The sequence below is a fragment of the Paenibacillus sp. JGP012 genome (genome assembly GCF_014203995.1).
In the GTDB taxonomy this organism is placed as follows: Bacteria; Bacillota; Bacilli; order Paenibacillales; family Paenibacillaceae; genus Paenibacillus; species Paenibacillus silvae.
The window spans coordinates 117,494-133,672 of the sequence record NZ_JACHKG010000003.1 but is presented as its reverse complement, the minus strand read 5'-3'; the positions used below and the strand labels follow the sequence as shown (position 1 = coordinate 133,672).

Annotated in this window: 12 protein-coding genes and 1 pseudogene; 3 read left to right on the top strand and 10 right to left on the bottom strand. The window is 46.8% G+C overall.

Annotated features, from left to right (window positions below; translation table 11 throughout):
• Positions 1-19 precede the first annotated feature (19 nt).
• Both HNR77_RS05425 and HNR77_RS05420 read left to right on the top strand, forming a co-directional pair.
• On the top strand, positions 20-901 hold the full coding sequence (locus HNR77_RS05425) for a helix-turn-helix domain-containing protein (protein WP_184181520.1): 882 nt from the start codon (positions 20-22) through the stop codon (positions 899-901).
• A 116-nt stretch (positions 902-1,017) separates the two neighbouring features.
• Complete coding sequence (locus HNR77_RS05420; protein ID WP_184181518.1) at positions 1,018-2,307, top strand: glycoside hydrolase family 27 protein; 1,290 nt, start codon at positions 1,018-1,020, stop codon at positions 2,305-2,307.
• An 84-nt stretch (positions 2,308-2,391) separates the two neighbouring features.
• Here the strand turns inward: HNR77_RS05420 and HNR77_RS05415 are convergent, their stop codons facing one another.
• The 4 genes from HNR77_RS05415 to HNR77_RS05400 form a co-directional block, all read right to left on the bottom strand.
• Positions 2,392-2,754: a D-aminoacyl-tRNA deacylase gene (locus tag HNR77_RS05415; protein WP_221443708.1), complete on the bottom strand. Its 363-nt coding sequence runs from the start codon at positions 2,752-2,754 to the stop codon at positions 2,392-2,394.
• A gap of 165 nt (positions 2,755-2,919) precedes the next feature.
• On the bottom strand, positions 2,920-3,648 hold the full coding sequence (locus HNR77_RS05410; RefSeq protein ID WP_184181516.1) for an amino acid ABC transporter ATP-binding protein: 729 nt from the start codon (positions 3,646-3,648) through the stop codon (positions 2,920-2,922).
• The gene (locus HNR77_RS05405; protein ID WP_184181514.1) at positions 3,641-5,089 is read right to left on the bottom strand and encodes an amino acid ABC transporter substrate-binding protein/permease; all 1,449 of its coding nucleotides are present in this window, start codon (positions 5,087-5,089) and stop codon (positions 3,641-3,643) included. The genes HNR77_RS05410 and HNR77_RS05405 overlap by 8 nt, the downstream gene beginning before the upstream one ends.
• 349 nt (positions 5,090-5,438) lie before the next feature.
• Entirely contained in the window at positions 5,439-7,514 is a 2,076-nt protein-coding gene (locus HNR77_RS05400) for a serine hydrolase domain-containing protein (RefSeq protein WP_184181512.1), read from the bottom strand.
• 258 nt (positions 7,515-7,772) lie between these two features.
• Here HNR77_RS05400 and pdxR point away from each other — a divergent pair, with 258 nt between their 5' ends.
• Positions 7,773-9,203, top strand: a complete 1,431-nt coding sequence (gene pdxR / locus HNR77_RS05395) for a MocR-like pyridoxine biosynthesis transcription factor PdxR (RefSeq protein WP_184181510.1) — start codon at positions 7,773-7,775, stop codon at positions 9,201-9,203.
• Between the two features lie 65 nt (positions 9,204-9,268).
• Here the strand turns inward: pdxR and HNR77_RS05390 are convergent.
• The 6 genes and pseudogenes from HNR77_RS05390 to HNR77_RS05365 form a co-directional block, all read right to left on the bottom strand.
• Positions 9,269-10,528 (bottom strand): annotated as a pseudogene (locus HNR77_RS05390) (serine hydroxymethyltransferase).
• A 26-nt stretch (positions 10,529-10,554) separates the two neighbouring features.
• Positions 10,555-11,760: a benzoate/H(+) symporter BenE family transporter gene (locus tag HNR77_RS05385; RefSeq protein WP_184181508.1), complete on the bottom strand. Its 1,206-nt coding sequence runs from the start codon at positions 11,758-11,760 to the stop codon at positions 10,555-10,557.
• Positions 11,761-11,780: 20 nt separating this feature from the next.
• On the bottom strand, positions 11,781-12,524 hold the full coding sequence (locus HNR77_RS05380) for a YggS family pyridoxal phosphate-dependent enzyme (RefSeq protein WP_184181506.1): 744 nt from the start codon (positions 12,522-12,524) through the stop codon (positions 11,781-11,783).
• A 239-nt stretch (positions 12,525-12,763) separates the two neighbouring features.
• Positions 12,764-13,696 carry a ribose ABC transporter substrate-binding protein RbsB gene (gene rbsB, locus HNR77_RS05375; protein ID WP_184181504.1) on the bottom strand — a complete coding sequence of 311 codons (933 nt, stop codon included), beginning with the start codon at positions 13,694-13,696 and terminating at the stop codon, positions 12,764-12,766.
• A gap of 15 nt (positions 13,697-13,711) precedes the next feature.
• Positions 13,712-14,674, bottom strand: coding sequence for an ABC transporter permease subunit (locus HNR77_RS05370; protein WP_373288458.1), 963 nt, complete (start codon positions 14,672-14,674; stop codon positions 13,712-13,714).
• A 10-nt stretch (positions 14,675-14,684) separates the two neighbouring features.
• On the bottom strand, positions 14,685-16,166 hold the full coding sequence (locus HNR77_RS05365; protein WP_184181502.1) for a sugar ABC transporter ATP-binding protein: 1,482 nt from the start codon (positions 16,164-16,166) through the stop codon (positions 14,685-14,687).
• Positions 16,167-16,179 lie beyond the last annotated feature (13 nt).

Below are 16,179 nucleotides of genomic sequence, written 5' to 3'. Positions count from 1 at the left end.
AATCTTCAGGAGGACCTTCATGGATATTTCAAAAGGTACATACGGCTTTCGCTTTGCAGATGATCATGAGCTTGCTCTATGCAAACTGTATGCTGCGGGGGCTGATATCATCACGGATTCTTCATATTATTGGGACGGGCTGGAGCGCACGGACGGCCCACTTCTTTTATTTCAATATACGTTTTCAGGAGAAGGCATCTTTGAAAATAACAGCACAACATATCGCGTCAGATCCGGACAAGCTTTTATGGCAAAAATTCCGGGACCGCATCGATATTACTATCCTGTAGATGCCACTGAACCATGGCATTTCATTTTCCTGTTATTTCGGCCGGATCTCATCTCCGCTCACTGGAGGAAGTTTAAACGTGAGGCCGGTGAAGTGCCTTCTCTGCACATGGACTCTGCACCTGTTCGCCTTCTGCGCATGATTGTAACCGATGCTGCAGCAGGACGAATTACGGACCCGTTCATCGCTTCCTCCAGTGTATATCAGTTCATGACTGAGCTGGTTCGTCTGCAGACGACAACACGTCATAATCGTGAGAATTGGTCTGAGCATATTCGGCAGGCAGCGGCTTACATCGAGAACGATTATGCCAGCATGATCAGTATGGATCAGCTCGCAGAGCAGGTTTCCCTGTCCAAATATCATCTCATCCGCAGGTTTTCCGCAAGTACCGGGATCACTCCAGGTGTGTATCTTACGCGCGTACGTATCGAAAAAGCGATGGAATTGCTGCGGGGCACAACACTAAGCATTGAACAGATTGCATCACAGGTTGGATATTCCAGCGGAAGTTATTTTATTAAAGCTTTTCGAGGATTAACAGGACTTACGCCTGGAGATTTTCGGAGCGGCGGCGAGAGTCTGGTGTATCGCAAGCTATTTTTTGACTGACCGCAATATATTGCTATCCAAGGCTCAACTTTACTGTAGATAATTATATTTCTCTTGATTAAGATGAAGATATTCAGAGCAATAATTTAAATCCGTTGAACCAAAGGAGCATACACATGAACCATACTCATGCGGCACCAACACCCCCTCTTGGCTGGAACAGCTGGGACTGCTACGGCGCTGCCGTAACGGAAGCCGAGATTCGCGGTAATGCAGATTACATGGCTGAACATCTCAAGGAATATGGCTGGCAATATATCACCGTAGACATTCAGTGGTATGAACCTTTGGCGCAATCCTCTCTATATCGACCCTTTGTGCCGCTGATTATGGATGAATACTCTCGTCTGATGCCAGCTGAGAACCGTTTCCCTTCCGCAGCCGGCGGACAGGGCTTCAAACCACTGGCTGACTACGTACACAGTCTTGGACTCAAATTCGGTATTCATATTATGCGCGGTATCCCGCGGCAAGCTGTTCATGCAGGTACGGCTCTTCTAGGAACCGAGGCCACTGCTCGTGATATCGCTCACACCAATTCCATCTGTCCGTGGAATACGGATATGTATGGCGTGGATCACAACAAAGAAGGCGCACAGGCCTATTATGATTCATTGTTTGAATTATACGCCTCATGGGGCGTGGATCTGGTAAAGGTGGACGATATTGCCGCTTCCAGATTATACGACACACATCAGCCTGAGATTGCGATGATCGCAACAGCTATACAGCGTGCCGGACGCCCTATGGTGCTCAGCCTTTCTCCTGGTCCTGCTCCGGTAGAATATGCAGCATTTTTTGCAGAACAGGCCAATATGTGGCGGGTTACGGACGATTTCTGGGATCGATGGCCCCTGCTGCTCGATATGTTCGACCGCTGCCGTACATGGCAGGGTATTCCGAAGGAGGGTTGCTGGCCAGATTGTGATATGCTGCCTCTGGGACACATCGGTATTCGTTCTGTAGATGGAGGCGGTGCTGACCGATGGACCAGATTCACCCCGGACGAGCAGTTAACGATGATGTCACTGTGGAGCATCTTCCGTTCTCCTCTCATCTTTGGCGGTGAACTGCGGGATAACGATGACTGGACACTGTCTCTGCTGACGAATCGCGAGGTACTGCGGATGCATCGTGAAAGTCATGGGGCAAGGGAAGCACTGCGGCAGGACGATCTGATTGTGTGGACCGCTGAACATGAGGATGGTTCTACTTACGTGGCTGTGTTTAATGTAGGTGAACAGCAAGTGCTCCCGGTGGAAATTGACCTGAAAACGGTCGGTTTATCTGCTTCCGTTGCAAGACAAGGAACGGAACTATGGAGCGGCGTTGCGGCCAAAGTCGATGGGGACATTTTACACGCCGATGTGCCGTCACATGGCGTGCGCTTGTACCTTTTTGCGTGAGATTTTCATCAAGAAGAGGCCTGTCGTTTGTGACAGACCTCTTCTTTCGTTATTTCATTTTTAAATTGTAAACGACCTGCACATTCAGAACTGCTCCATGGCTTGGATAGCAAGTTGAAAAGCCCGAATTCTTCTTTCAAGCAACGTATGTTGAGGTGTTCCAGCTGCCGACTTTTCCATCATTCGTTCAAGAGAAGGAAGAAGATTGTTCATCACTTGACGTGCCTCGGATATTTCCAAGCTGCTATAATGTTGGTCATCTCTCCCATTCCAGGTGTGTTCCAATGTATATAAACTGACGATTAGCGCATGAAGACGTTTCTCTATAACAGATGTATTCGCTTCCTTTCCCTTCATGTTCTTCAGCGCGTTTTCCGATTTGCGGATCGCAGACTGAAATGCTTCAATGGATTGTCGTTGTACAATCTCAGGTACGGGTTCGATCATAGGATAATGCTCCTTTGCAAGGGATTTAAAATGGCTGTTATATGGATGTAGATACAATACGTTCACTGTTTTCAGGAATCCTATTATAGTCCTATACGGAATAAATGTACAAAACAAAAAAAGCCGCATATCGCGACCTTTTTGTTGAACCATGATAGAACTGGATCAGAGCACCTTCTCCAAAAAACTGATTGTACGTTCGTGCTGCGGTTTACCGAAGATCTGTTCAGGGTTACCTTCCTCAACAATATATCCGCCATCCATAAAAATAACCCGATCCGCAACTTCGCGGGCAAAGCCCATCTCATGCGTAACAATGATCATCGTCATACCTTCCCTAGCGAGGTCCTTCATAACGCCAAGCACCTCGCCAACCATTTCGGGGTCAAGCGCCGACGTAGGCTCATCGAACAGCATCACATCCGGGTTCATCGCAAGTGCACGAGCAATAGCTACCCGCTGCTTCTGTCCACCCGAGAGCTGGCTCGGAAAGCTATCCGCTTTATCCGCCAGACCAACACGGTCAAGCAAGCGAAGCGCCGTGTCCCGTGCCTGTGCTTGATTCAATTTGCCAAGTTCCATTGGCGCAAACATAATATTTTTGAGTACACTGAAATGCGGAAACAGATTAAAGTGCTGGAATACCATGCCAATGTTCTCACGAGCTTTATTGATATTGGTTTCACTGCTGTTCAAATCCTGATCATCAACGATCACATGACCTGCAGTGATGTCCTCCAGTCGATTAATGCAGCGCAGAAATGTGCTTTTCCCTGAACCGGAGGGGCCAATGACACATACGACCTCACCTTCGTTCACTGCAACATCGATGCCTTTGAGCACTTGATTGGAACCGAAACTTTTCTTGAGACCTTCTACTTTAATTTTAGCCACGGCGGATCTTCACCTCCATATAATCAGCAATTTTGGTCAGTGTAATGATAACGATCAGATACATCACCGCAACGGTTAACCAGATGTCAAAGGAAGCAAACGTTCTGGCAATAATAATTTTACCCGATTGGGTAAGCTCAACCAGACCGATAACGGAGAGAATCGATGTATCCTTCAGCGTAATGACCATCTGGTTAATAAATGAAGGGATCATCACACGAATCGCTTGAGGAATGACAATTTTCATCATCGCTTTCCGATAAGGAAGACCCAGTGAACGAGCCGCCTCCATCTGCCCGCGATCAATTGATTGAATACCTCCACGGATAATTTCGGTGACATAGGCGCCTGCGTTCAAGCTCAGCGTCAGGATAGCTGCAAGAAACAGTGGCATCGTAAAGCCAAAGGCTTGCGGGATACCAAAATAAATGAAAAACGCAAGCACCAGCAGCGGAATACCTCTGAAAATATCAACAAATACTGTAGCGATGCCACGCAAAATTTTGTTATGTCCTACTTTCATAAAGGCAAAAATCAAACCGATAATAAAAGCAAAAAATAGCGACATCAGCGTATATAACAGCGTTTGCCACAGACCTTTCAGCAAAGCTGGAAGGGATTTGATGACAAGTTCCATTCGTCCCAGGTTTGCAACCGTTTCGGCGTTATCACCCAGATATTTATCGACGATACGCTGGTATTCACCATTCTCCTTGATGTTTGCAAGACCTGCATTAAACTTCTGTAGCAGCTCCTGATTTTTGCCCTTGCTTACAGCAAAACCGTAAGGTGCTCCTTTTTCTTGTTCCGTAACCACTTTCAGTCCGTTATTCTGATTCGCTCCATATTTCAGTACAGGAAAATCATCGAAACAAGCGACGGAATTGCCCGTTTTGACATCATCATACATCTGCGCTGAATCATCAAATGGCACAATCGTATATCCATACTTTGAAGCATTCGCCTCAGCAAAGCGATATCCCTCCGTACCCGTTTTAACGGCTACTTTTTGACCACGCAAATCCTCATAGCTTTTTACGGAATTATTGTTAACGCTAACACCCATCACGACGCCAGATTCAAAGTAAGTATTGGAAAAATCAAATTTCGTTTTGCGCTCATCTGTAATGCTCATGCCTGCGATTACGCCATCCACCTGATTGGATTCCAGCGCCTGCACTGCGGCATTGAAGCCTAATGCCTTGATTTCATACTTGAAATTCTGATCCTTCGCAATGGCATCCAGTATATCCATATCAATTCCGACAAAATCACCATTGATGTCCTGAAACTCAAAGGGTGCAAAGGTGACATCCGTACCGATGACATAAGTCTTTTCTGTTCCGGATTGTGCCTGTACGCTTCCTATCCAACCTGCAAAGCCGGACACCAGAAGCAGTACCATCGTAAGTATAAGTATTGTAATCCTGTTATTCTTCATATGTCCTCCTCGTCTTGACGTCATACCATCGTTATGTTCCGCATCATGCCAAGCTTATTATTCTCAGCTCTTGACCAATCAATGCTCTTTCTCCCCACCTTCATCTAATGTTTCCATGGCATTCCTCAAATGTACTTGTAAAATTCTATTATACTTACCCCGGGGGTGAGGTATGCGAAACCTAAGTTTAAAATTTGAAACATTAAAACGTCAAAAAAGCCGCAAAATGCGACTTTTTAGCTATCTTATGGAAAAGCATTCATTCTCGATGGAAAAATATTAATAAATAAAATCAATCAACGATGTTTTAAAACAATACGCTTACGTCTATAAACAAATTTTCAAGCCTTTATTTTAACTTAATCTCAAAAACAGATCCCGCTTCACCTGCAAAGACAATGTAGCCTTTCTCTGGAAGTATCATTGTTGTTTGACCGCTAACTACGCTATGATTCAGGCTAGCACCAGTCGCATCGTACACAACAAAAGAACCATCTGAAGGGACGTTCACTTTCATTTCTTTCCCTCCAGCCGAAGTCGGGATCGAGAACCATCTGGCGTAACCATTCGCCTGAATTGTCGTTTTCGATTGCTGACCTGCATACATCGGTTTAACAATATCCTGGCTGGCATATATATTGCCTCCTTGTGAAACAAACTCTACACCGTCCTGTTTAAAAAATGTAAATTCCATCGTATCACGTCCGGCTACACCAGGAATTTGTAATCGATTCATAGCTTGATCCGCGCCCGTAATCACGTTGGTGTAAATATAGCCTGGCAGTTCACTTAACAACTGAATAGGGATAAGCGGCATCGCTGTATTATATAGTGTTGAGGTATGTTTCTCATTCACGAGCACATATGCTTTATTTGCACGTGACTGCCACGTTGCTTTCACCTCATCCGACAAAGGGTTCGCTTGAAGCTTCTGTGCCTTGTACTCTGAGGAAGCAAGCTGCCCGAGTCCAGGTGCCGATTGATACGAACGTGTCCAGAGATACGTATTTCCGTTATCTTCCTTAACAAACTTCAATTTCTCCGTACCTGCTTCATTAACAAAAGAGCCATCAGCAATGTATGTGTACGTCTGCTTCGGACTATTGGGAGCCGCTAACATCGAGATCGTGAGTTGGCCACTCTCCTGCACTTCCAGTTTCATTAACATGTTGGCGCCGCCGCCATAGATTCCTGAATGTTTCATCTCTTCTTTTGGCATATCCGCTTTTACAGGCACTCCATGTGACTTCTCCGATTTACGCTCCGGAATCAGCTTCTTTTCTTCAAGCGCACCGAGTAAGAGCTCCGTTGCTATTAATTGATTCGTTGAACTTGAACCTCCCGATGATGTAACGGCTGCGGCCATGTTATGCTCGGGCAATACGATTAGAGATGAATGAAAGGCTATCGTATTTCCGCCTTTCGTCCACGCCTTGATCCCGTATTGATTGAAAGGAAACAGGTTAACACTGTCCCATCCCAGTCCATAGGCAATAGACGAATCGCTGTCCTCTGGCCACATTCCACGTTTGTACTCTTCCTGTCCGGTAGCTTTCGCTGATTCTTTGGAAAGAACACCATTCTTCTCATTCGTGAATACTTGTGACAGCTTCACCAAGTCTTCGGCTGTGGAATAGATGCCGCCAGAAGCAATCATGTTGGTTGTCTCCAAAGGCTGCTGTTCTTTCTTGGCGGAGTACGTCGCTGCCATTTGATTCAAATCGAGCGGATCTTGTGGCGTCTTGGTATGATTCATGCCAAGAGGCGTTGTAATATTACGGTGCATGAATTCTGTAAAACTCAGCCCGCTGACTCGCTCCACCAGAATCTCGGCTAAAGAGAACCCGTCATTACTGTAAACCGAATAAGCTCCCGGATCTGCCTTCAAATGCTGTGAGGATAACTGTTCCAGTAATGTATCATGAGCGTGAGTGTCCGGATCTTCAAATAAAATAGCACTATTACTGGATGTGCCAAGCAGTCCCGATGAATGATTTAACAGCATACGTACTGTAATTTGAGCAAAACGCTTGTCTTTCATTTTAAATTCAGGAATATAGCCCACTACAGGATCGTCCAGTTTCACTTTGCCCTCATCAACCAGCTTCATGACAGCGGTTGTGAGGAACATTTTACTTGTTGATCCTATGCAATACATGATATCTGACGTAAGAGGTACATGATTCGACGGGTCGTTGATTCCTGTCTGTCCAGAGAGAACAATGTCTCCTCCATCGATCAGCGCGTACTGCACACTTGCAACACCGTAATTTTCAGTCAATGTTTTGGTTTTTGCAGTGACTGCTTTTTGAGTTAATCCATAATCTAGCTTCCCTGGAATTTCAGCTGCGTATGCAGCTGTGGGAACTAACATCGCAAATGCCAAGGTCATGGCAACGATAGAGGTTCTTTTTTTACGTGTCATATTCATCTTCTCCTATCCTGCTCTGCTCTGTGATTGTAGTATTCGTGCAGTTACCTAACGCAGTATAAAAAAAGAAAATGAACTGCCCACGTCCTGAATATGAACTGGGGATGAACAGCCAAATAAATATATTAATCGTGATTCATCATTGCAGCTTGAACCGTTATCATGATAGTATTCCAACAATGGATTGCCTTATATATTAGCATTGTTAAATAATTTACAATCCATAATTCCAACAACAATGGAGTTGTCAAGATGTTAAAAGTGAATCGAAATGATGAGCGTCCGATCTGGCAGCAGCTGCTTGACCAGGCTATTCACAACATTACAACAGGGAACTGGCCTCCAGGTGAGCTGCTGCTTCCGTCACGCGAGTTAGCCGCTCGTATCGGTGTTTCACGGTCTACAATCCAGATCGTTTACGAAGAATTATTCAGCCGGGGTTATACGGTAACTTCACGTCGCGGTGGAACAAGAGTCAGCCGCTCGATTCAAGTGCTCCGTTCTTCAGAAGAGGAGCCAGCGTCCGGGCCTGTACCTCCCGTACTGCCCGTAGTACACGAATCCATTGCCAAACTGCAGAGCTGGTTTGGAGATGGAGATGCAACCCAGGTGGACATTGATTTCAACCCGCACGAGCCTTACATCGATGAAACGTTCACGCATTCCTGGAGGAAATCATTTTTGCAGGTGTCTGCTGAACCCGACCTTGATATCTGGTCGTATGGGGATGCCAGAGGCTTTATGCCATTACGGGAGCAAATTCAGCGTTATTTATCACTGGAACGAGGAATCCATATTGAAGTTGATCAGATTTTGTTAACTTCAGGTGCACAGCACAGCATTGATTTGATTGCTCAGGCACTTCTGACCGAAGGTGACAGAGTATCCGTGGAGGACCCCGGTTTTCCTGCTGCCTGGACCACCATGAAATACCGAAATATGCAGATCGATGCCGTACCTGTTGATGAGCAGGGACTATGTGTAGATCGCATCCATCCAGAATCCAGACTCGTATTTGTCACCCCTTCGCACCAATGCGCCACCGGAATCATGATGTCAGAGCCGCGCAGACAGCAATTCATGCAATTAGCCGGGAAACGTGGAATGTGGATTATCGAGGACGATTACGATAGCGAATTCAGATACCGTGGAGACCCCATCCCGACCCTGTTCAGCCAACTGCCTCAGAATACGCTTTATATGATGAGTTTCTCCAAAATGATTGCGCCAGGTATACGTTTATCCGCCATTATAGGACCTCAAGCAGCGGTTGAGCGGCTTACCCAGATTCATGAACTGACTTATCGCCATTTACCCATAATGGAGCAGCTAACGCTGAATCATTTTATTGAGCGGGGGCAATTTATGCGCCATATGAGAAGGGTTCGTAACATTTATCGCCGCAGACACGAGGTTATGACCAAAGCCATCCATTCTTCCGGTCTTAGTTCGCGTTTTAGATTAAGCGGAGTAGAAACGGGATTACATATGCTTCTTGAAGCCGATGCGTCATGTGATGAAGCAGCAATCACCTCTGCCGCCCGCAGGCAGGGTGTCTGTGTTTATCCGCTGAGCAGATACTGTCTGGAGAGTGATCGTAAGGGGTGGGTATTAGGTTTTGCTAAAGTAGATGAGGAACGAATCGAAGAAGGCATCTCCCGATTTGCCCGGACCGTATTATAACCATTGAATAGAGCCCGCCAGCAATCCAGAATCGGATAAGAAGATTGCAGACGGGCTGTATCTATTTACGAGGTGAACGATGCCCCTGCTTCGTACAGAGGAAATCGTGATGTGATCTCGCGCACACAACCTGTTATGTGCTGCTTTACTTTAGTGTTCCCTGGATTTTTAAATGCAAGTGCGATAAGCTCGGCAATTTCTTTCATCTCCCCGGCACCAAGTCCTCTGGTTGTTATGGCAGGAGTTCAAAATCGAATACCGCTTGTAACTAACGGACTTGCTGTATCATGAGGAATCGAATTTTTGTTTGCCGTGATGCCTGCTTCATCCAGCATAATTTGAGCGTCTTTACCCGTAAGGCCGACGCTGCGCAGATCCACGAGAATGAGATGATTATCGGTACCTCCAGAAACTAGAGAAAGCCCTTCATTCATTAGCGTTTCCGCCATTACTTTGGCATTATTCAGAACGTTTCTCATATAAACAATGAAATCGGATTGCATTGCTTCCCCAAAAGCGACTGCTTTTCCCGCAATAATATGCATAAATGGCCCACCCTGCGTTCCCGGAAAAACAGCTTTATCGATGGCCTTTGCCCAGGATTCTTTACACAAAATAGCTCCTCCACGCGGACCTCGCAGCGTCTTATGTGTCGTGGTTGATACGATATGTGCATGCGGTACGGGGTTAGGGTGTAATCCTGCTGCAACAATGCCCGCAATGTGTGCCATATCTACAAACAGCAAGGCTCCCACTTCGGAAGCAATTTGTGCAAAAAGCTCAAATTCAATACGCCTCGGGTATGCACTTCCTCCTGCAACGATCATTCGTGGACGATGTTTGTGAGCTAGTTTTCGAACTTCGTCAAAGTCAATAAGACCTGTTTCTGGATCCACACCATAGGGAACAAAGTGATAAAATCTTCCTGAAAAATTAACAAGATTTCCATGTGTCAGATGACCGCCATGAGCAAGATTCATTCCAAGAATCGTATCACCCATCTCGACTGATGCAAGATATACAGCCATATTCGCCTGTGAACCGGAATGAGGCTGCACATTCGCATGTTCAGCACCAAATAGTTGCTTCAGGCGATGATTAGCAATATCCTCTACCGTATCAACATGCTCGCAGCCACCATAATATCTTCTGCCCGAATAGCCCTCTGCATATTTATTGGTTAATACGCTGGCCGTGGCCTCCATTACGGCTTGGCTCACAAAATTCTCCGAAGCAATCAGTTCTATCGTATTTCGCTGTCTCGCAAGCTCGTGACGGGCTGCTGCTGCCAAATTTTTATCTTGGCTCTCTATATGTTTTAACATCCTGATCATCGTCCCTTCCTGGTTTCTTAACCACTCGTTCCAAGTTGTTTTTTGGCAAATTGTTGATGAATTAGAAGATGCGCCATGACTCCAGCCACAAGTCCCCAAAATGCACCGCCGATGCCAAACAAAGTTACATTAGCCGCTGTTGCTAAAAATGTAATTAATGCCGTTTCCCGTCCTTTTGGGTCCGCTAGAGCGTTAGCCAGGCTGCCGCCGATCGTTCCAAGTAAAGCCAAGCCTGCTAATGTAGCGATAAATGCTGCGGGAAGAATTAAAAATAATGCGGCTAAGGTTACGCCAAAAATTCCGACAGTTATGTAGAAGACTCCGCAGGCAATGCCCGCAATATAACGCTTGGATGCATCCTCATGCGCATCTTTCCCTGTGCATATGGCTGCGGTAATGGCTGCCACGTTAAATGCATGTGAGCCGAATGGTGCAGCGATAAGTGAACCCAGGCCGGTTACCGTTAATATAGGGTTGGCACTCGTCCGAAAACCATCATTGCGGAGAACCAGCATACCGGGCATGTACTGCCCCGTCAGTGTGATAATAAACAACGGCAGGGCCACACCGAGCAGCGCCTGAATTGAGAATTCGGGAGCTGTGAATACAGGTAAAGCGACCGCGAGCTGAATGGAGCTGAAATCGGTTTTCCCCATAATCACCAGGTAGATCAGGCCGAGAATCAATATACCAACGATTGCATAGCGGGATGTAAACCGTTTTAACACGATATAGGCGGTAAACAACAGAATAACAAGTACAGGTTCGACCTTGGCCCCTTCAAACGCGGAGATACCAAACTGGAGTAGAATTCCTGCAAGTAAACCAGAAGCGATCCCTGGCGGGATTAATCGGACGAACCGCTCGAACAGGCCAGACATGCCCAAAATGACAAAACCAACCGCTGATATCATATAAGCACCTATGGCTTCGGAATAAGGAGTCACAGCCAGCATGGAGACAAGGAAGGCTGCAGCTGGAGTAGACCACGCTGTAATGATAGGTTCTTTGTAGCGGTAACTAAGCCATATACCCGTGATCCCGACGCCAATCGAAATGGACCATATCCAGGAAGCGGTCATTTCCGGGCTTAACCCTGCTGCTTTGGCCGCTTGAAACACAAGAATGAAGGTCCCTCCGTAATTGACAATTACAGAAATTAAAGCGGCGGTCACTGGCGATATTAGATCGCGCCCGCGAATCTTATTAGATGCTGTTTTCAATGTAAACCCCTGCCCCTCAACTAATCTTCTATCTTTGTATGTTCGTTCCAGTAGTATTCATCGGGTACATAACGCGGGCCAAATACATTGGTTCCCACACGAACGATAGTCGCCCCCTCTTCAATCGCCATACTGAAATCACCGGACATGCCCATCGATAACATTTCCATTTCAACGCGTGGGATGTTTTTCTCTCTGATCTGTATGCTGAGCTGTTTCAACAACCGAAAACATTGACGGGTCTCATCAGCTGATGCATGCAGTTTCCCAATCGTCATTAAACCTTTTACATGCAGTGTTTCGAATTGAGATAATTGTTCAACGAGCTTCACTGCATCCTCTGGAGAAGCTCCGAATTTACTCTCTTCATAGGACGTATTGATTTGTACTAAAATGTCCATAGTCCGCTGCTCTTTGACAAGCTGGTCATGTAAGACCTGCCCGAGCTTCAGACGATCCACCGAATGGATCATTGTCACATACTTAACAACCTCCTTTACTTTATTCGTCTGCAGATGTCCGATAAAATGCCATTCCACCGCTTTGGACTGCTCCATAAGAGGATATTTATCTCGCAGTTCCTGCACCTTGTTTTCTCCAAACAGCTGTTCACCTGCCTGTACAGCTATCTGTAACTTCTCAAGCGGGACCGTTTTCGTGGCTAAAAGCAGCTGCACATCGGTAACGCTTCGTCCAGAAGCCCTGCAAGCCAGTGCCATTTGTTTTCTAACCATCTTCAAATTTTCTTCAACCGGATGATCCAAGCAGGATCCCCCTTTCTACTCACCATTTGAATGCCAGTATAACAATCTATGGACTGAATATGTATATCCAAAGATGTGAGTTTAGAGCAATCCAAAACTTTGTAGTGTTCAATTGGAGTCAGGTACGAGTCTAATTTCGAGTTCAATCAACTATGATTTCCACGATAAAAAATCCCGTTCAGGCTTTTTGAGCCAGAGCGGGATTCGTTTGATTATCTTTAAACCTTTTAAATATTGAGTTATTGATTCACGTTTTCCTTCGTTACCAGCTTCAATTCAGCCGGGATGGATTTCTCCACCTGCTTGCCACTCAGTACATCGAGTGCCGCTTGCAGCGCAAGCTGTCCAATCAGCTCAGGCTGCTGAGCAACGGTTGCTGTCAGTTTACCATCCTGAATGGATTTAATGGCATCGTCGTTGCCGTCAAACCCGATCACCGGAATATCTTTACCCGAGCTTTGAATGGCTTCAATCGCACCGAGTGCCATCTCGTCATTATGGGCAAATACCGCCTGTACACCCGGGTTGCCTTGCAGCAGGTTTTCCATGACATTCAGACCTTTGGAGCGGTCAAAGTCAGCAGATTGTTTGGCAACCACGTCAAGCTTCTGGTCAGCAATCTCATGAAATCCTTTGCCGCGCTCCCTTGTCGCCGATGCCCCTGGCACACCTTCAAGCTCAATAACTTTGGCTCCTTCGCCCAGCTGTTTCACGATATATTCCGCTGCCATCCGGCCTCCCTTCGCATTATCGGAAGCGACAAGTGCTGCAACTTCCCCTTTATCTGCAGAACGGTCAAGTGTAATCACCGGAATACCTACCGTATTGGCAGATTGCACAGCTGTCGAGATCGCCGCGGAATCGGCCGGGTTAATCAGCAAGGCATCTACACCTTGTTGAATAAGATCATCCACATCATTGGTTTGTTTCGCAGAGTCGTTCTGTGCATCCACGACCACAACCTGAATGCCTTGTTTCTGCGCTTCCGCCACAACACCATCTTTCAAAGATACGAAGAACGGGTTGTTCAGTGTAGAAATTGACAAGCCGATTTTCTTCTGTTCCTTGCCTCCAGCTGTCTTAGGTTTTGCCCATCCCGGCGGCTCCAGCGAGCATCCGGCGAGCACAACGATCAGGATCATGCTTACAAGTGTTAATGTCCATTTTTTCATGTTGAATTCTCTCCCTTATGCGGTTTTCTTGCGGTCCAGCAGGACGGCGATGGCAATTACGACACCCTTTACAACCATCTGGTAGAAGGAGTTCACACCAAGCAGGTTCAGACCGTTATTCAGTACGCCGATAATCAGTACACCTATTAATGTACCTACGATGCGTCCGCGTCCACCGGAAAGGCTTGTTCCCCCAAGTACAACCGCTGCGATGGCATCCAGCTCGTAAGAAGTACCCGCCGTAGGCTGAGCAGAGTTCAGACGCGAGGTCAGGATTGCACCTGCCAGCGCGGCCAGCATACCTGCGAGGGAGTAGATCATAATTTTGACACGGGAAACCTTGATACCTGAAATAATAGACGCTTTTTCATTACCGCCGATGGCGTACGTTTTGCGGCCGAAGGCCGTTTTATGCAAGATGGTCCAAAGAATAACAAACGTAATCAGCATCGTAATAGCTGGCACTGGAATGCCTAGCAGATATCCGCGTCCAAACAACTGGAACAGCAGGCTGTCACCAAGACCTGTGATCGGATTACCATTGGTGTAAACCAGCGTCAGACCTCTAAAAATAGTCATCGTTGCGAGTGTTGCAATAAACGGTGCCATATTGCCCTTCGTAATCATGAGTCCGTTTACCATACCCATGACACCACCCAGCGCAACCCCGATAATGATGGACAGAATCGGATCAAGGCCGGATAACATCATATTGGCTACGAACGCACTGGATAACGCAAGAATAGAACCAACCGAGAGGTCAATCCCGCCAGTGAGAATAACAAACGTCATGCCAAATGCAATCAGCGCATTAATGGAAACCTGGCGCAGCAGGTTCAGAATATTAAGCGGTTCCAAAAAGCTGGGATTCAGCACGGATACGATAACAATCAGAATGATTAATCCGAGTAGTGGTCCAAGTTTCTGCGTTACACCTGAGAAGCGGAAGCCGCTTTTGGCTGTTTTATTTTCCTGCATCGTTGTCATGTTACAGTCCTCCTGTAGCTAAAGTCATAATATGTTCCTGTGTCGCTTCTTCCTTCGGCAGCACGCCGGTAATGTGACCTTCATGTACCACTGCAATACGATCGCTCATCCCGAGCACTTCAGGCAGTTCGGACGAAACCATAATGATAGCCACCCCGCGATCCGTCAGTTCGTTCATCAGCTGATAGATTTCACGCTTCGCACCAACGTCCACCCCGCGTGTAGGCTCGTCCAGAATGAGAACGCTCGGACCGATACCTACCCATTTGGCAATGACAACCTTTTGCTGGTTCCCCCCGGACAAGTTCCGGGCCGCTGTCTCCGAGGATTGTGTTTTGATCTGAAGCCGTTTGATCAGGGTGTCCACAAATTCCTGTTCCTTGGCAGTGGAGATGAAGCCTTTGCTTGAAAAGCTGAACAAGTTCGTTAATGCCATATTTTCACGGATGGAAAAATCGAGCACCAGCCCTTCATCCTTCCGGTCTTCGGTAATAAAACCGATGCCATGCTTCACCGCATCTGACGGCTTGCGGATGTTTACTTTTTTCCCGCGGATCTTGATTTCTCCGCTGTACAGCCGATCCAGTCCAAAGATAGCTCTCATGATCTCCGTACGCCCCGATCCCATCAGTCCGGAAAATCCGAGGACCTCGCCAGCTTTGACGTCAAAGCTGACATTTTCAAACAAACCCTTCCGGCTTGCGTTGCGCACCTCAAGCACAACATCGCCATATTTCGGATTGCGCGCCGGATAACGCTCCGTAAGCTCGCGGCCTACCATCTTGCGCACGACCTCATCAAAGTTGGTCTCGGGAATGGCTTTGGTGTCCACGGTTCGACCATCACGCATAATGGTGATGCGATCACAGATCGTGAAGATTTCCTCCATTCGATGAGAGATATATACGATGGAGACACCGTTCTTTTGCAAGGAACGAATCACCTCGAACAGCTTCTGAATCTCTCGCTCCGTCAAAGCCGCTGTAGGCTCGTCCATAATGATCACTTTTGCATCGGTCATCAATGCTTTCGCAATCTCGATCATCTGCTGCTGCCCGACAGAGCACTCTCCAGCAGGACGTTCCAGCGGAATATCTACAGATAATTTGGCAAACTGTTCACTGGCAAGCGCTTTCATTTGTCTGGTGTTTAGCAATCCCGTGGAGGAGAATATCTCCTTGCCGATAAACAGATTATCCAGCACCGTCATCTCCGGCCACACATTCAGCTCCTGATGAATGAACGTAAGGCCAAGCTGCTCAGCTTCCTTTGGACTGCCAAAATACGTTTCCTTGCCGTCAATCTCGATGGTTCCTTGATCACGCTGGTGCAGGCCAATCAGAATGTTCATGAGCGTGGATTTGCCAGCGCCGTTCTCCCCCATCAGGGCATGAACCTCACCTTCTTTGAGATCAAAATCCACGCCGCTTAACACTTGGTTGGTGCCAAACGCTTTATGAATGTTATGCATCTGAATGTGCATGGTTATGGTGCCT